Origin of the sequence: Komagataeibacter sucrofermentans DSM 15973 (assembly GCF_040581405.1) — a bacterium.
In the GTDB taxonomy this organism is placed as follows: Bacteria; Pseudomonadota; Alphaproteobacteria; order Acetobacterales; family Acetobacteraceae; genus Komagataeibacter; species Komagataeibacter sucrofermentans.
The window spans coordinates 1,025,243-1,042,305 of the sequence record NZ_CP137157.1 but is presented as its reverse complement, the minus strand read 5'-3'; the positions used below and the strand labels follow the sequence as shown (position 1 = coordinate 1,042,305).

Genomic DNA, 17,063 nt, shown 5'->3' with positions numbered 1-17,063 from the left:
GCGCTCCCTCAGACCACAAGGCTCATGGGGTTTTCGACCACCTTGCGGAAAGCCGAGACCCACTGCGCCGCCAGCGCGCCATCCACCACGCGGTGATCGACCGAGAGCGTTACGGTCATGACGGTTGCGATGGTGATGTCGTTGCCCTTGACCACCGGCCTGCGCTCGCCTGCCGCAATGGCAAGGATGGCCGCCTGCGGAGGGTTGAGAATGGCCGAGAACGCCTTGACCCCATACATCCCCATATTGGAGATGGAGAAGGTGCCGCCCTGGAATTCCTCCGGCTTGAGCTTGCCTGCCCGCGCGCGCGCCACGAGGTCGCGCGTTTCAAGGCTGATCTGGCGCAGGCTCTTGGTGTCGGCCTTGCGCACGATGGGCGTGATCAGCCCGTCGGGGATGGAGACGGCCACCGAGATGTCCACGTCCTCATAAACCCGCACAGCCTCCTCGGTGAAGGACACGTTGACCTGCGGCACCCGGCGCAGCGTCACCGCCGCCGCCTTGACCAGCATGTCGTTGACGGAAATCTTGTATGCCCCCGGCCCTTCATCGGGCGAGGCCGCGTTCATCTGGCTGCGCAGTGCGAGCAGCGCATCAAGCTCCACGTCCATTTCCACATAGAAATGCGGCACGGTGGACTTGGATTCCGTCAGCCTGCGCGCAATGACCTTGCGCATGGTGCTGTGTGGAATGCTCTCAAAGCCCGCCTCTTCCACCGCCGCCACGGGTGCGGCAGCCTTTGGCGCGGGCGCCGTGGCGGCCTGCTCCACATCACGGCGCACGATGCGCCCGTTGGGGCCGCTGCCCTTGAGGCTGGCAAGATCGATGCCCTTCTGCGCCGCAATGCGCCGCGCCAATGGCGAGGCAAACACGCGCTTGCTCGTGGTCGCGGCCGCCGGGGCAGGCTGAGGCGCCACGGCGGGCGTTGCTGCGGCCGGAGCCGATGCTGCCGCAGCGGGTGCGGGCTTGGGTGCCGAAACCGGAGCCTCCGGCACGCTTTCCCCCTGCGCCACCAGAATGGCGATGGGTGTATTGACGGCAATGCCGTGCGTACCGCCCTCGATCAGGATGCGGCCCAGAATGCCTTCATCCACGGCCTCGACTTCCATCGTGGCCTTGTCGGTCTCGATCTCGGCAATCACGTCGCCTGCGGCAATCGTGTCGCCTTCCGCCTTGAGCCAGCGGGCCAGCGTGCCTTCCTTCATGGTGGGGGAAAGGGCTGGCATCAGGATGTTGATGGACATCGCGCGTTCCCCTCACACAACCTGCCGGACGGCATTGATGATCCAGTCCGTATTGGGCAGCGCAAGCTTTTCAAGGTTGGCGGCAAACGGCATGGGCACGTCGGCCCCCGCCACGCGCACCGGCGGCGCGTCGAGGTAGTCGAACGCATGCTCGATCACCTGCATGGCCACTTCCGCACCGATGCCCGCGAACGGCCAGCCTTCCTCCACCGTCACGAGGCGGCTGGTCTTCTTCACGCTGTCCACCACGGTCTGGGTATCGAGCGGGCGGATGGTGCGCAGGTTGATCACCTCCGCCTCGATACCCTGCTCGGCCAGTTTCGCTGCCGCCTCAAGTGCTACGCCCACCATGATCGAGAAGGTGACAATGGTCACGTCACGCCCCTCACGCTCCACCTTGGCCTTGCCGATGGGCAGGATGAAATCCTCATCCACCGGGCAGGGAAAGCGCTGGCCGTACAGGATCTCGTTTTCGAGGAACACGACCGGGTTGGGGTCGCGGATGGCCGCGCGCAGCAGGCCCTTGGCATCCGCCGCCGACCACGGGGCCACCACCTTCAGCCCCGGCACATGGCCGTACCAGCTGGCATAGCACTGCGAATGCTGGGCCCCCACGCGGGCCGCAGCGCCATTGGGGCCACGGAACACGATGGGGCACGACATCTGCCCGCCCGACATGTAGCGCGTCTTGGCCGCCGAGTTGATGATCTGGTCAATGGCCTGCATGGCGAAGTTCATGGTCATGAACTCGACAATCGGCTTGAGCCCGGTCAGGGCCGCGCCAATGGCCATGCCGGTAAAGCCCTGCTCGGTAATGGGGGTGTCGATCACCCGCTTCTCGCCAAACTGGTCGAGCAGCCCCTGCGAGACCTTGTAGGCCCCCTGGTACTGGGCCACTTCCTCACCGATCAGGAACACATCCTCGTCACGCGCGAGTTCGGCGGCCATGGCGTCACGCAGCGCCTCGCGCACCGTTATCTCGGCGGTCTCGCCCCAGTCCTTTTCGGGCTGCGGGGCAACGGGGGCGGCACTCGGCGCGGCGGCAACCGGCCCGCACGAGGGCTGGGCCGCCGGCGCCTGCGCTGCGGCGGTGGGCGCTGCCGCGGGCATGGCCGATGCATCCTCGCCTTCCGCCAGCAATACGGCGATGGGCGTGTTGACCGCTACGTTCTCGGTACCTTCGGGCACCAGGATCTGGCCAAGGGTGCCTTCATCCACGGCCTCGACTTCCATCGTGGCCTTGTCGGTCTCGATTTCGGCAATCACGTCGCCTGCGGCAATCGCGTCGCCCGGCTTGCGCAGCCAGCGGGCCACCTTCCCCTCCTTCATGGTCGGAGAAAGGGCGGGCATGAGTATTTCTGTTGCCATCTCTAGATCAGCTTTCCACCAGTATGTCCGTCCACAGCTCCGAGGGGTCGGGCTCGGGACTGGTCTGGGCAAACGCCGCCGCATCGGTCACGACCGCCTTGACCTGTTCGTCCATGGCTTTCAGTTCGTTTTCTTCAACACCCATGGCCAGCAGTTCGCGGCGCACGCGGTCGATGGGGTCCTGGTTCTTGCGGATTTCATCCACTTCCGAGCGCTGGCGGTATTTCGCCGGGTCGGACATGGAATGGCCACGGTAGCGGTAGGTATCGACCTCGAGCAGCACCGGGCCCTTGCCCGCGCGGCAATGGGCCACGGCCTCGGCCGCCGCCGCGCGCACGGCCTGCACGTCCATGCCATCGACATACATGCCCGGAATGCCCCACGGCTCGCCATTGCGCCACAGTGCCTTGGAGGCCGAGGCCCGCTCCACGCTAGTGCCCATGCCGTAGCGGTTGTTCTCCAGCACGAACAGGCAGGGCAGCTTGTGCAGGGCGGCCAGGTTGAAGCTCTCGTAAACCTGACCCTGGTTGGAAGCGCCCTCGCCGTAATACGTGACCGAGACCTCGTCCGTGCCACGATACTTGTTGGCGAATGCCAGCCCGATGCCCAGCGAGACCTGCGCGCCCACGATGCCGTGGCCGCCATAGAAGTGTTTCTCGCTCGAGAACATGTGCATCGACCCGCCCTTGCCGTGGGAGTAGCCGCCCTCACGTCCGGTCAGTTCGGCCATCACGCCGCGCGGGTCCATGCCGGCGGCCAGCATCTGGCCATGGTCGCGGTAGGAGGTGATGATCTTGTCACCCTGCTTGAGCTCCATCTGGATCCCGACCACAACAGCTTCCTGCCCGATATACAGATGGCAGAACCCGCCAATCAGCCCCATGCCATAAAGCTGGCCCGAACGCTCCTCGAAGCGGCGGATCAGCACCATCTGGTAATAGGCATGCTTCAGGTCAGCTTCGGTCATGGCGCGGCTGTTATGCCCGCCCCCCAGGCCGGGATCGGTCTCGTTACTCATCGAACGTCCTTGGTTCATGGTGCCCGTGCCGCCACCCGCGCAGGGTAGGGCAGCCGTTGCGATTGCAGGGTGTTGCCGGTGCCATCAGGAACCTGATGCACGGTCATAAGTGCCAGACGCACCGCCAGATTTATGGATCACGTGGATCTGACCGATTTCCATATCGCGCTCCACGGCCTTGCACATGTCATATAACGTCAGCGCCGCAACGGAAGCTGCCGTCAGCGCCTCCATTTCCACCCCGGTCGGCCCGGTGGTGCGCACGCGCGCGATAATGTCGACCCCCTCACCCGCCCTATCCGGCGCGAGTTCCACCTTGACGGAGGAAATGGCCAGCGGGTGGCATAGCGGGATCAGGTCCGCCGTTTTCTTGGCCGCCATGATGCCCGCGATGCGCGCCGTGGCCAGCACATCGCCCTTGGGCATGGCGCCCGCCAGGATCAGATCCAGCGTTCTGGCGCGCATTTTTATGTGCCCATGCGCCACGGCCTCGCGGCGTGTGTCAGGCTTGGCCGAGACATCGACCATGACTGCGTGCCCCGCCGCATCGAGGTGTGACAGGCGGGGCGCGGTCATGGCGTGCTCTCGGCAGGTGGAGCGGCCTCACCCGCGTCCGGGCTGGCCGGGGCGGTGGTGCCGAGCAGGGCATGCACGGCGGCCCCCACGTCTTCATGCCGCAGCAGGCTCTCGCCCACCAGAAAGCCCGATGCGCCCACGGCGTTGAGCTTCATGACATCGGCATGCGTACGGATGCCACTTTCGGACACGATGATCCGGTCAGGCGGCACCAGCGGGGCGAGATGGCAGGTGGTCTCGATATCGGTCTGGAGGGTCTTGAGGTTGCGGTTGTTGATGCCGATCAGCGAGGTATCGAGGGCCAGCGCGCGGTTGAGTTCGCCTTCATCATGCACTTCAACCAGCACGTCCATGTCGAGGCCACGGGCGATGTCGAGCAGTTCGGCGGCTTCGGCATCGGTCAGGATGGCCATGATGAGCAGGATGCAGTCCGCGCCCATCAGGCGGCTTTCATGCACCTGCCACGGGTCGATGATGAAGTCCTTGCGCAGGATGGGCAGCTTGCACGCCTCGCGCACGCGGGTCAGGTCCTCGGCGCTGCCATGGAAGCATGAGCCTTCGGTCAAGACGGAAATGCACGCCGCACCCGCCGCCTCGTAGGCTTCGGCAATGACTGTGGGCTCATAGTCGGGGCGCAGGATACCGGCGGAAGGCGAGGCCTTCTTGATTTCCGCGATCAGGCCGATCTGGTGATCGGCGGTCTTCTGCTTCAGCGCCTGGCCAAAGCCGCGCGGCGGGGTGTTCACCTCACGCGCACGGGCGGTAATTTCCTTCAGCGGCATGATCTTGGCACGCTGCGCCACGTCCACCCGGGTCCGTGCACAGATACGTTCCAGAACATCGGGAATGCTGTCCACATCCACGGGCTGGACACTGCCTGTCTGGGGGGAGGTCATTGGCGTGTCGTTCATGTTTTACCCTGTTACTCTGTTTGGCCCGTCTGTCCGGAACTGCCGGACAGCCTCCAGCACGGCCGCGACCGCGCCATTGTCGAGCACATCCGCAGCCCGGCGGATGTTCTCCTGCAGGGCGGCATAGTCAATCACGCCGCCGTGCATGATATTGTCCCCTCGCCCCGCCACATGCAATGCCACGCCTGCATTGAGCAGCACGGTATCACGGTAGGCCCCCCGCCCGCCTGCTGCCAGCGCGCGCAGGGCGGCGGCATTATGGGCGGGCGCGCCGCCTGCAATGGCCGCGATGGGAGCAGCCTGCAGGCCGGTCTTTTCAGGCTCGATGGTCAGGGTGTGGACCTGGCCATTTTCCAGCACGCAGGCCTGCGTAGGGCCAGCGAGGGTCAGTTCATCGATAAAGCGCCCCTGCCCGCAATCTCCGCTCACCGCCCAGACGCGCTCGGAACCCAGCGCGCGGAGCGTGCGCACCATGACATCAAGCCACTGCGGGGTGAACACGCCCACGAGCTGCCGCCTGACCCCGGCGGGGTTGGAAAGCGGGCCGACAAGGTTGAAAATGGTGCGGAACCCCAGCGCCCGACGCACCGCCCCCACATGCCGCATGGCGGGATGGTGGCTTGTCGCGGCCAGGAACGCCACGCCATGCGCCGCCACCATCTGCCCGATCGGCCTAGCCTCAACGGGCATCGGCACGCCGAGTTCCAGCAGCACGTCGCTCGCACCCGAGCGTGATGACAGGGCGCGGTTGCCATGCTTGACCACCGGCGCGCCAAGGGCTGCCAGCACAAAGGCCACGGCGGTCGAGACATTGAGCGTGCCCAGCCCGTCACCCCCGGTGCCGCAGACATCAAGCGCATCATCGGGCATGCCGGGCACGGCCAGCATGCGCGCGCGCATGGCCTTTACGGCAGCCTCGAGTTCACCCACGCTCTCGCCACGCATGTGCAGCGCAGTCAGGAACGCGGCCAGCATCCCCTCGCCCACCGCGCCATCCATGATCAGCCCGAAGGCTTCATCCGCCATCTCGGGCGGCAGGTCCCGGCCTTCAAGCACCGCATCCACAATGGCCCGAAACGTGGCAGATTCAGCGGAAGGGTCGGCCGTGCGGCCGGTCATGACGCCTTCAAGCTCCACCGGGTCAGCGTGCAGCATGCCACGCAGGCGTAGTGCGGTGAGGAAAGCAACTGCCGGAATTTCCGCCACCTGCCCTGCGCGAACCTGCGCCAGCCCGGCCTGCGCCAGTTCGGGCGGCACCGCCCCCTGCCCCACGACATGGGCCAGAATATCCCTGAACGCGGCCTGCGGATCGGGGGCGTTGTCCATTGTGCTGCTCATTCCGGCTCAGGCGGCCTTGCGCGGTGTGTTCTTGCCACGCGCGATGGACAGGAAATTGGCCATGATCTCGTGGCCATATTCCGAGGCAATGCTCTCGGGGTGGAACTGCACGCCAAAGATGGGCAGGCTGGCGTGACGCAGGCCCATGATTACACCATCGGATGTATGGGCAGTGGCGACCAGCGTATCGGGCAGGCTGTCGGGGTCGACCGTCAGGCTGTGATAGCGGGTGGCGTTGAAAGGGTCCGGCAGGCCGGTAAAAATATCGGTGCCATCATGATAGACCGGCGAGACCTTCCCATGCATGGGCGTGGGCGCGCGCACCACCTTGCCGCCAAACACCTGCCCAATGGCTTGATGGCCAAGGCAGACGCCAAAAACCGGCACCTTGCCCGCGGCGGCGGCGATCAGGTCGCAGCAGATCCCGGCCTCGTTGGGCGAACAGGGTCCGGGCGAGATGACAATGGCCTCGGGCCTGAGCGCAAGCGCCTCTTCCACGCTGATGGCATCGTTACGGTACACATCGCATTTCTCGCCCAGATCACCAAGGTAATGGACGAGATTGAACGTGAAACTGTCATAATTGTCGATCAGGAGGATCATGGGCGTATCATGGCTTTTCCGCTGGGCCGGGTCAAACCCTGCGGCCTGCCCCGGCATGTCTGGGCGCATCCTATCATGCACGCCCCGGCTATCAAATTGCCTTATGCACCATCATCACTGGCAAAACGCACCGCCTCCTCAGCCGCGCGGAACAGGGCGCGGGCTTTCTGGCGGGTTTCCTCGTATTCCGCCTCGGGCACGCTGTCGGCCACCACGCCGCAGCCCGCCTGCACGTACATCCGCCCGTCCTTGACCACCGCCATGCGCAGGCCGATGCAGGTGTCCATGTCGCCATCGGGGCCAAAATAGCCGATGCACCCGGCATAGGTGGCGCGGCGGGTGGGTTCCACCTCGTCAATGATTTCCATGGCGCGGATCTTGGGCGCGCCCGTCAGCGTGCCTGCGGGGAAGCCCGCCATCAGCGCATCGAGCGCCTCAAGCCCCGGCCGCAGCCTGCCCTCCACATTCGAGGAGATATGCATGACATGGCTAAAACGCTCGATCACGAACTGCTCGGTCACTTTGACCGAACCGAGTTCGCACACCCGGCCCACATCGTTGCGGCCAAGGTCGATCAGCATCAGGTGCTCGGCGCGCTCCTTGGGGTCGGCCAGCAGTTCCGCCTCCAGCGCCAGATCCTCCGCCGTGGTGTGGCCACGCGGGCGGGTGCCAGCCAGCGGGCGCACGGTCATGGTGCCCTCGCGCAGGCGCACCAGGATCTCGGGCGAGGAGCCGACAAGGCTGAACCCGTCAAGGTCGAGATAGAACAGGAAAGGTGCCGGATTGATGCGCCGCAGCGCGCGGTACAGTGCAAAGGGCGGCAGGGTGAAGGCCGCGCTGAAGCGCTGGCTCGGCACGATCTGGAACGCATCGCCCGCCGCGATGTACTCCTGCAGTTTGCGCACGATATCGCAGAACGCCTCACGCGACAGCGTGGATTGCGGCACCGGCGCCTCGATGGCCCCCGCAGGCGCATCGGGCAGTTCCACCGGGGTGGAAAGTGCCGCGCGGGCCTGCTGCAGGCGGGCCTGCCCTTCTTCCCAGATGATCTCGGGCGCGACACCGGGCCGGGGGCGCAGCGGGCTTGCCAGCAGCAGTTCATCGCGCACGGTGTCGAATATGGCGAACAGGCCGGGGCGGATGAGGATGCCTTCGGGCAGGTTCAGGTCATCGGCGGGCATGTCGGGCAGATGCTCGACCTGACGCACCATGTCATAGCCCAGATAGCCAAACACCCCGCCGGTCATGGGCGGCAGGGCCTCAGGCAGCTCGATGCGACTTTCATGTAGAATGCGGCGCAGCGAAACCAGCGGGGCGTCGGCCTCGGGCGTGAAGGCATGGGTGGGGGCTGCCGGGTCGTGGCACACGCTGGCCCTGCCATCATGGCAGCGCCAGATCAGGTCAGGCAGCAGGCCGATGACCGAATAGCGCCCGCGCGAGGTACCGCCCTCGACACTTTCAAGCAGGAAGGCGTTATGCCCGCCATTGCCGCCACCATGGCTGCGCGCCAGCTTTGCCAGCCGCAGGAAGGCCGCGACCGGCGTGAGCAGGTCGGCAGGCTCGATGCGCCACGCCACACTGGCCTGTCCCGCCCGCAGGCTGGCCAGCGCCGCTTGATGGAAAGAGGAACCGGAGCCTGCTGCCTGTACGCTCACTGTGCTGCTCCCGCATTCTGCTGGCCGGTCACTTCCGCCATGACCGCCTGAATGGCACCGTTATTGGGCTTGGGCTTGACGATGCCCTCAAGGGCCGCGCCATAGCTCATTTCAATATCATCGCCCATCGACTGGTTCAGTCCGGCACGCACCTGATCATACAGGTTTTTCTGGGTGGCCGGGTCGGGATGGTTGATGGCGGTCAGCGTGGCCACGACATAGGCATCGCCTGCCTGCGTCATGACGCTCTGCCCCGGCTGCGACAGGCGGAAGATCAGGGCTGCCACCTCACGCGGGATTTCAGGCGCGGGCTGCATGGGCGAGATCGGCTGGCTGTGCTCAAGCCCGGCAATGGCGGGGCTGACATGGCCAAGCCCGCCCTGGGCCGCGGCCTGCGTGTAATAGGCAGTGGCCTGCTGGTCGGCCATGTGGCGACGGGCCGCCGCCTGCCACGCGCTGGCAACCTTCGGCCCGGCCTCGGCCAGGGTCTGCACATGGCCCGGCGTTACGCCATCAACCGCCACGGCATACCACACACCATCAGGCCCCTGCAGCAGCTCGGGGTTTGCGCCCCTGGCCTGCGAGAACACGCGCGCGATGATCGCCTGCCGGGCGGCGTCGCTACCGGGGATGGGGGCGGCCGTGCCTTCATGGGTCTGGCCCTGCGCGTCAAGATCACCCGAAACGGCGGTGGCGGCCAGATCGGTGGGAATGGCGTCAAGCCCGCCGCCTGCAATCGCATCCTGCAGCTTCTGCACCCGGTCAGCGAGCAGCGCCTGGGCGCGGTCATGCGCGAGCTTGTCGTGCAGGGCCTGCTTCACGTCATCAAAGGGCGTGGAATGCGCGGCATTGATGGCTGTCACGCGAAAGACAACCCAGCCGCCCTCACTCTTGAGGGGGCCCTGCGTGGCATCGGCGGGGGCCGCGAAGATCTGCCTGCCCAGATCGGCCGAGGGCACGTCGCTCATCTTGATGCCCGGCAGTTCCACCGCCGCCGCGTCCTTGCCCGCGCCCTTCTGCACGCTGGCCCACGCGCCGCCGTCCGTCCACTGCGCGGCGAGCGCCTTTGCGCGCGCCTCGGTCGGCACGGTCACGATCTGCACGTTGCGCCGCTCGGGCTGGTTGAAGGTCTGGGCCTGTGCCTCATAGGCCTGATGCAGGTCGGCATCGGTAATATCAAGCCGCTGGCCAATCGTATCGGCTGACAGCACCACAATGCGGGCATGACGGTATTCCGGCACGGTAAATTCCCACGGATGGTTGGCCTGATAGCGGGCCAGCTGCGCCGCGGTGGGGGTGGCGGTCACGTCCTGCTCGGCAAAGGGCACGCGCACGAGGTCGATGGTGCGGGTCTGGGCCTCGAACTCGAACACGCGGCGCACCATTACATCAGGGGCGGTCACGCCATCGCGAATCGGCTGAAGCAGCACGCGTGAGGCCTGCTCCTGCTGCACCAGTTCGATCAGGCGGCCTTCGGTCATGCCGGTGCGGCGCAGGCGGTCATTGAACAGGGCGCGGTCGAACTGGCCATCGCGCCCCTTGAAGGCGGGAATGGAGAAGATTTCATCACGCACGACGGAATCGGGCACGATCAGGCCGTGACGGTCGGCCGCCTCGGCAATCTCTGCCTGCAGCATGAGGCGACCAAGCACCTGCCGGGCCACCTGCGCGCGCGTGGTGGCCGGGATCTGCGAGGGGTCGGTCAGGTGCATGGACTGCGCCACCTGCGGCATCTCGGTCTGCAGCGCGTTCTGGTAGGTCTGCACCAGGATGGGGCGGTTGCCCACGCGGGCGGCCACGTCAGCGCGCTCTGAGCCGATATTGAGCAGCACGTCGCCCACGCCAAAACCGATGAAGGCCAGGAAGAACAGCCCGGCGACGATACGCCCCACCCATGAATCGACAAACACGCGATACAGAAAAGACAGCATGAAAAACCCTGCACCAGGACCAAGATAAAAGGCGGACGGATCAGACCCGCGCACCCCGTACGCCGTGCGGGCGGCCCTGTTTTCCGGTCGGGCACCATACGGTCACGGTAGCGGTTTGACCAGCGCTAGCGTGATGCGGGCCGGTTGTGCCGCGCGCGCGGGTTGCAACACCGCGATAGCCGTGGTGTAGGCTTGCCGCCATCATCGCCATGCCCCGTGCCGCCCGCAGGCCGCACGACCGGGCCATGGCCAGGAGGGGAAACATGAAACAGATCATTGTTGGCAACTGGAAGATGAACGGCCTGAGCGCCGAGGCGGATGCACTGGTGGAAGGACTGGCCACTGAACTGACCGCCCTACCCACCCGCGCCGACGTGGTGGTCTGTCCGCCCTTTACGCAGCTTGCCCGCCTTGCGCCCAAGCTCAAGGCAGCGGGCATCGCCCTTGGCGCGCAGGACTGCCACAAGGATGCATCCGGTGCGCATACCGGCGATATTTCGCCCCCCATGCTGGTCGATCTCGGGGTGGAATACGTCATCCTTGGCCATTCCGAGCGCCGCGCCGAACACCACGAGCTTGACGAGACGGTGCGCGAGAAGGCGGTTGCCGCCATGGCCGCTGGCCTCACCCCCATCGTGTGCGTGGGCGAGAACGACGACCAGCGCTCATCGGGGGATTCGCAGGCGACCGTGGGCTGGCAGCTTGAAGGCTCGCTGCCGCAGGGTTTCAGGGGCATCGTGGCGTATGAGCCGATCTGGGCCATCGGCACCGGGCAGGCTGCATCCCAGCAGGATATTGCCGATATGTCCGCCTTTATCCGCGCCGAACTGGTGCGGCAGTTCGGTGAAGCTGGCAAAACGATCCGAATCCTTTATGGTGGGTCCGTTAACGCACGCAATGTCACCGATATCCTGCCTGTCGAACACGTTGACGGGGCGCTGGTGGGCAATGCCAGCCTGAAGGCCGAGTCCTTCGTGCCGCTTGTCCGCGCCGCCCGCGCATCGTGATTGCCGCGCGGCCTGCGGGGATCTACTGGAAAGACGCATGATTACAGTTCTTCTTCTACTGCACCTGTTCGTCACCATCGCGCTGATCGGCACCATCCTGATCCAGCGCAGCGAGGGTGGCGGGCTTGGAATCGGCGGCTCGCAGGGCATGGGCTCCTTCATGTCCGGTCGTGGCACGGCAACGCTACTCACCCGCTCGACCGCGGTGCTCGGCACGGCGTTCATGGTGCTGTCGCTCACGCTCGCGGTCATGAACCGGGGCGCCTCGAGCGGGGTTGGCCACGATATCCTGGCCCAGCCGCCCGCAACATCGGCCCCCGCAGGCAAGTAAGCCCGCCCCTTTTCGGGCAAGGGTTGCGGCCCCCGCCCCGCCTGTGCGGAGCGGGGGCCTTTTTATTTTTTCAATCAGCCCGCAGGTAGGCTTTGCGCGTGGGCTGCAAGCAGTGTAGGAAGGCCATCCATGACGCGGTTTGTATTCATCACCGGCGGCGTGGTGTCCTCCCTCGGCAAAGGCATCGCTTCGGCTGCCCTTGCTGCCCTGCTCCAGACCCGTGGCTATCGGGTCCGTTTGCGCAAGCTTGACCCCTACCTGAATGTCGATCCGGGGACGATGAGCCCCTATCAGCACGGCGAGGTCTTCGTGACCGACGACGGTGCCGAGACGGATCTCGACCTTGGGCATTATGAACGCTTTACCGGCGTGCCCGCCACCAAGGCGGATAATGCCACCACGGGACAGATCTATTCCGGCGTGATCGCACGTGAACGGCGCGGCGATTACCTCGGCGCGACCGTGCAGGTCATTCCCCACATTACCGACTCGATCAAGGAAACGATCGTGGCGGATACCGAGGATCTCGACTTCGTGCTTGTCGAGATCGGCGGCACGGTGGGCGATATCGAGAGCCTGCCCTTCCTTGAATCCATCCGGCAACTGCGCAACGACCTTGCGCCTGACCAGACGATGTTCATTCACCTCACCCTGCTGCCCTGGATTGCAGCCGCAGGTGAGCTGAAAACCAAGCCCACGCAGCATTCGGTCAAGGAACTGCAGAACGTGGGCATCCAGCCGCAGATGCTCGTCTGCCGGTCGGATCGTGAAATACCGGAAAACGAACGCCGCAAGATCGCCAATTTCTGCAACGTGCGCCCGCAGGCGGTCATTGCCGCGCGCGATGTAGACACGATCTATGCCTGCCCCATCTCGTATCATGCCGAGGGCATGGACACCGAGGTGCTGCACCATTTTGGCCTGCCGACCGATACAGCCCCCGACCTGTCGCGGTGGGAGAAGATCGTTGACGCCGTGCGCCACCCCGACCGCGAGGTGCTGGTCACGGTGGTGGGCAAATACACCGCCCTGCTCGACAGCTACAAATCGCTGATCGAGGCGCTGCAGCATGGCGGCATTGCCAACCGCGCGCGCGTGCGGCTGAACTGGGTCGAGGCCGAAAGCTTCGAAAAATCGGACGACGCGGTGAACATGCTGGCCCGCAGCGACGCCATTCTGGTGCCCGGCGGGTTTGGCGAGCGCGGCTCGGAAGGCAAGATCCGCGCCGTGCGCTATGCACGTGAGAACAACATCCCCTTCATGGGCATATGCTTTGGCATGCAGATGGCGGTGGTGGAATGTGCGCGTAACCTTGCGGGCATTCCTGATGCCTCCTCGACCGAATTCGGTCCGACCGACCAGCCGGTGGTGGGCCTGATGACCGAATGGGCACGCGGCAACGAACTGCTGCGCCGGCGCGAAGGCGGCGAGATGGGCGGCACCATGCGCCTTGGCGCCTACCCCGCCAAGCTGGCCGAAGGCTCACGCGCAGCCGAGACCTATGGCCGCACCGACATCCGCGAGCGCCATCGCCATCGCTACGAAGTCAACGTGCATTACCGCGAGCAGCTGGAAAAGACCGGCCTGCGCTTTTCGGGCATGTCGCCTGACGACATCCTGCCCGAGGTGGTGGAATACCCCGACCACCCGTGGTTCATCGCGGTGCAGTACCACCCTGAACTGCTGTCCAAGCCGTTTGACCCGCATCCGCTGTTCTCCGGCTTTATCAAGGCGGCAGTGACGCACGCGGCAAGCAAGCGATGACGACGCACGCCACGATCGATATCGGCTCGCTTACGGTTGGCAATGAGCACCCGTTCGTGCTGATTGCGGGGCCGTGCCAGATCGAGTCCGCCCAGCACGCGACCGAGGTGGCCGATGCCCTGCAGGGCCTATGCGGGCGGCTGGGCATCGGGCTGATCTATAAAAGCTCGTTCGACAAGGCCAACCGTACCTCCATCAACGGGGCGCGGGGCGTGGGCATGGCGCAGGGGCTTGATATCCTCTCGCAGGTGCGCGCGCGTTTTGGCGTGCCGGTCCTGACCGATGTGCATCAGCCAGACCAGTGCGCGCCGGTAGCCGAAGTGGCCGATGTGCTCCAGATCCCCGCCTTCCTGTGCCGCCAGACCGACCTGTTGCTGGCAGCAGGCCAGACGGGGGCGGCCGTCAACATCAAGAAGGGGCAGTTCCTTGCCCCATGGGACATGGCGAACGTGGCGGCCAAGGTCGCCTCGACCGGTAACGAACGCATCATGCTGTGCGAGCGCGGCACGTCATTTGGCTACAACACGCTGGTCAATGACATGCGTGCCCTGCCCATCATGGCGGGCACCGGCCATCCCGTGATCTATGATGCCACGCATTCGGTGCAGCAGCCCGGCGGCCTGGGTTCGGCCTCGGGCGGGCAGCGGGTGTTTGCGCCCATCCTGGCGCGTGCAGCCCTTGCCATTGGCGTGGCGGGCCTGTTTATCGAGACCCATCCCGATCCCGACACGGCCCCGAGCGATGGCGCGACCATGCTGCCGCTTTCAGCCATGGAAGACCTGCTGGGCACCCTGCTGCGCTATGACCAGCTGACCAAGCAGACCCCGCCAGACGAGATCCTTTAAAACGCCCCTGCCCTTAACCTGAAAAGTTTTTGGCGAAGCTTTTTCAAAAAGCATCTGAAGAACGCCGCTTTTTTTCAAAAAGGCGGTGCCCGGAAACTTTTGCTATTTTAATGCCAGAATCAGGTGACGGCGCTACGCCAGCGCCGCCATGCGCTGCAGCACCGCGCTCCCTGCCTGCATGAAGGCCGCCGGGCTGAAATGCTGCGCCACATAGGCCCGTGCCGCCTGCCCCATGTCGGCCAGCCGCTCGGGCTGGCGCAGGGCCTGTTCGAGCTTGCCAGCCAGTTCATGCGGGCGACGGGGGCGGACGTGCCAGCCGCTGACCCCTTCCGTAATGGAATGCGTCATCTCGCCCACGGTGCTGCCCAGCACCGGCAGGCCCATGTTCATGGCCTCGTGGGCGGCGATGCAGAACCCTTCCTGCCGCGATGGCTGGACATAAAGGTGGCAGCCGCGCAGGAAGGCTGCCGTATCCTCGACATAACCCGCGAAATGCACCTGATCCAGCCCATGGCGCTGGCAGAAACCCAGCAGCCGCGCATGTTCCGCCCCCTCGCCGCCTATGGTGACGCTGTAGGGCGGCAGGCCTGGCACGTCACGCAGGGCCAGCAGCGCGCGGAACAGCACGTCATACCCCTTGGACGGATCAAGCCGCCCCAGCGAGCCGATCCGCACCACCTCGCCCGCGCGCCACGGGGCTGCGGGTGCGAGATCAGGATCAATGCGGAAGATGGGCCATGACATCACCCGATCTGCGGGCAGGCCAAGGCGCTGGCGTGTCAGTTCGGTCACGTAGCCTGAATCGCCCACCCACAACCGGCTGCGGTTTTTCATCAGCCGCAGCAGCGCAAGGTTGGCTGGCTTGAGAAACGCATTGTGCTGCCAGCTCACCACCGGAATGCCCTGGCGCAGCCCCACAAGCTGCCCGAGCAGGGTCGCGCGAGTCAGCGATGTCCAGATATGGGTCGGCTGCACCTGCCGCACCCAGGCATCAAGCCGGTGCAGCATCAGCGCGGGGGATGACGTATCCTCGGCCAGCACGACCGGTGTCAGCCCGGCCTTGCGCAGGGCTGGCATGGCGCGGCCATTGCGCGGGGAGAGCGCAGCGACATCAACACTGTGCCCGTTTGCGCGGCATACCTCCACGATATCGGGTATGGGCAGGGCAGCGCCACCACCCTCGAACGTGTTGATGACATAGGCGATCCGCATGACCCTCTCCCCCCACACCGATGGTCATGGGTTCTCTCAGCTTTCAGGCGGCGGCTGTTTTACCATGCGAGAGGAAATACACAATGTCCCGGGCGGCGCGGCTGGCAGCGCTCTCGTTGGGCACGGTATGGAAGGTGGCGGCAAATGCCTCCTGCTGGCGTGGCGCATAAAGTTCCTGCTGCGCCTGCGCCACGGCAAGGGCATGGGGCAGTTCATCCACCCGGTCGATCACCTGCCCCATGTTCCAGTGGGCATAGTTGGGATTATCCCGCCACCGCGCCCCGTGCGAATTGAGAAAGATGCACGGCCGCGGCCGGTAGATCCATTCATAGATCTGGCTGCTGACATCGCCGAGGTAAATATCAGCCCCGCGCACATAGGACATGTCGACCGAGTTGGCGCTGCCGGTATCGATCAGGATATGCGAGAGATTGCGGATCTTCTGCGGTATCATCCGCCGCAGCCGCAGCCTGCGGTGCTCGACCGATGTATGCAGGTTGCGCCGGAACAGCATGACATGGGGCGCGAAGATCAGGTTGTAGTCATCCTGCCGCGCAAACCAGTCAAGCACCTCAAGCCCCATGTCCCACCATGAGGACAGGACGGGATCGAAATGCGGGTTGTACAGCACGGTCGGGCGGTCATTATCAAAGAACCGGCGGCGTCTGGACAGGTCAACAATATCGAATTTGGGGTAGCCGACCACGGAATGTGCATCAGGCCGGATGAGGCGGCTGGCCTGCATGCGCTCGCGCGTCTTTTCACCGGGCAGCAGCACCAGATCGAAAAACCGCGTCACATCCCGAAACCCGATGGAGCGGTCGCCCGCACCGTGGGGGAAATAGATCAGCTTGATATCGAGCCGGAAATGGCTCTTGAGCAGGGCGGATGTGGTCTCGGGCACCACTAACGCGTCAAAGCGGGAGAACAGGCGCACATTCTCGCGCAGGTTGGCAATGCGGCGGAAAGGCAGGAAGGAACGGGCCACCACGTTGACGGCACGCGCGAGCAGGCTGATGTCGATGCGGACGAAGGTGACATTCTGCGCACACGCGGCCACCGTGCGGCGCACATGCGCCTCCTGCTCCACCGATGAGGTAATGACCGTCACATCCTGCCCCAATGCGACGAGCTGGCAGATGATGGGGGCCGTGTGCGAAACCTGGTGGATACAGTCGTGGTTGAACAGAAAGCCGATCTTCATGCCATGCAATGCCATGCCTGTAACTATGTCGGTTTTTTACCGCAATAAATAGCCGT

At 65.0% G+C, this 17,063-nt stretch carries 16 protein-coding genes; 4 read left to right on the top strand and 12 right to left on the bottom strand.

The genetic code is table 11. The features are described 5' to 3' along the window. Window positions 1-8: 8 nt before the first annotated feature. The 10 genes from R5N89_RS04935 to R5N89_RS04890 form a co-directional block, all read right to left on the bottom strand. Window positions 9-1,244 (bottom strand): pyruvate dehydrogenase complex dihydrolipoamide acetyltransferase, encoded by a 1,236-nt coding sequence (locus R5N89_RS04935; protein WP_110569204.1) that lies wholly within the window; start codon window positions 1,242-1,244, stop codon window positions 9-11. A 12-nt stretch (window positions 1,245-1,256) separates the two neighbouring features. Continuing rightward, window positions 1,257-2,612 carry a pyruvate dehydrogenase complex E1 component subunit beta gene (locus R5N89_RS04930; protein WP_110569205.1) on the bottom strand — a complete coding sequence of 452 codons (1,356 nt, stop codon included), beginning with the start codon at window positions 2,610-2,612 and terminating at the stop codon, window positions 1,257-1,259. 7 nt (window positions 2,613-2,619) lie between these two features. After that, on the bottom strand, window positions 2,620-3,579 hold the full coding sequence (gene pdhA / locus R5N89_RS04925; protein ID WP_244192188.1) for a pyruvate dehydrogenase (acetyl-transferring) E1 component subunit alpha: 960 nt from the start codon (window positions 3,577-3,579) through the stop codon (window positions 2,620-2,622). Window positions 3,580-3,714: 135 nt separating this feature from the next. Next, window positions 3,715-4,206, bottom strand: a complete 492-nt coding sequence (gene moaC, locus R5N89_RS04920) for a cyclic pyranopterin monophosphate synthase MoaC (protein WP_110569207.1) — start codon at window positions 4,204-4,206, stop codon at window positions 3,715-3,717. Beyond that, window positions 4,203-5,102, bottom strand: coding sequence for an indole-3-glycerol phosphate synthase TrpC (trpC, locus tag R5N89_RS04915; protein ID WP_110569208.1), 900 nt, complete (start codon window positions 5,100-5,102; stop codon window positions 4,203-4,205). The genes moaC and trpC overlap by 4 nt, the downstream gene beginning before the upstream one ends. Window positions 5,103-5,120: 18 nt before the next feature. After that, the gene (gene trpD / locus R5N89_RS04910) at window positions 5,121-6,455 is read right to left on the bottom strand and encodes an anthranilate phosphoribosyltransferase (protein ID WP_110569209.1); all 1,335 of its coding nucleotides are present in this window, start codon (window positions 6,453-6,455) and stop codon (window positions 5,121-5,123) included. Between the two features lie 6 nt (window positions 6,456-6,461). Beyond that, window positions 6,462-7,058: an aminodeoxychorismate/anthranilate synthase component II gene (locus tag R5N89_RS04905; protein WP_110569278.1), complete on the bottom strand. Its 597-nt coding sequence runs from the start codon at window positions 7,056-7,058 to the stop codon at window positions 6,462-6,464. A 101-nt stretch (window positions 7,059-7,159) separates the two neighbouring features. Continuing rightward, the gene (trpE, locus tag R5N89_RS04900) at window positions 7,160-8,713 is read right to left on the bottom strand and encodes an anthranilate synthase component I (RefSeq protein ID WP_110569210.1); all 1,554 of its coding nucleotides are present in this window, start codon (window positions 8,711-8,713) and stop codon (window positions 7,160-7,162) included. After that, on the bottom strand, window positions 8,710-10,644 hold the full coding sequence (locus R5N89_RS04895) for a peptidylprolyl isomerase (RefSeq protein ID WP_110569211.1): 1,935 nt from the start codon (window positions 10,642-10,644) through the stop codon (window positions 8,710-8,712). Before R5N89_RS04895 ends, trpE begins: the two co-directional genes overlap by 4 nt. Window positions 10,645-10,684: 40 nt before the next feature. Next, a complete protein-coding gene (locus R5N89_RS04890) occupies window positions 10,685-10,909 on the bottom strand; it encodes a hypothetical protein (RefSeq protein ID WP_146220206.1) in 225 nt (74 codons plus the stop codon). Between R5N89_RS04890 and tpiA the strand changes: the two genes are divergently transcribed. From tpiA to kdsA, 4 genes are all read left to right on the top strand, one after another. Continuing rightward, entirely contained in the window at window positions 10,908-11,651 is a 744-nt protein-coding gene (tpiA, locus tag R5N89_RS04885) for a triose-phosphate isomerase (protein WP_110569212.1), read from the top strand. The two genes, R5N89_RS04890 and tpiA, sit on opposite strands and share 2 nt — an antisense overlap. Window positions 11,652-11,688: 37 nt before the next feature. Next, entirely contained in the window at window positions 11,689-11,982 is a 294-nt protein-coding gene (gene secG / locus R5N89_RS04880; protein WP_110569213.1) for a preprotein translocase subunit SecG, read from the top strand. 129 nt (window positions 11,983-12,111) lie between these two features. Further along, window positions 12,112-13,746, top strand: coding sequence for a CTP synthase (locus R5N89_RS04875; RefSeq protein ID WP_110569214.1), 1,635 nt, complete (start codon window positions 12,112-12,114; stop codon window positions 13,744-13,746). After that, window positions 13,743-14,591 (top strand): 3-deoxy-8-phosphooctulonate synthase, encoded by an 849-nt coding sequence (kdsA, locus tag R5N89_RS04870; protein WP_110569215.1) that lies wholly within the window; start codon window positions 13,743-13,745, stop codon window positions 14,589-14,591. Before R5N89_RS04875 ends, kdsA begins: the two co-directional genes overlap by 4 nt. Before the next feature lie 132 nt (window positions 14,592-14,723). On the opposite strand, the gene R5N89_RS04865 is transcribed toward kdsA, so the two are convergent. Both R5N89_RS04865 and R5N89_RS04860 read right to left on the bottom strand, forming a co-directional pair. Continuing rightward, window positions 14,724-15,803 (bottom strand): glycosyltransferase family 4 protein, encoded by a 1,080-nt coding sequence (locus tag R5N89_RS04865; protein WP_110569216.1) that lies wholly within the window; start codon window positions 15,801-15,803, stop codon window positions 14,724-14,726. Window positions 15,804-15,846: 43 nt separating this feature from the next. Beyond that, on the bottom strand, window positions 15,847-17,007 hold the full coding sequence (locus tag R5N89_RS04860; RefSeq protein WP_244192178.1) for a hypothetical protein: 1,161 nt from the start codon (window positions 17,005-17,007) through the stop codon (window positions 15,847-15,849). Window positions 17,008-17,063: the final 56 nt, after the last annotated feature.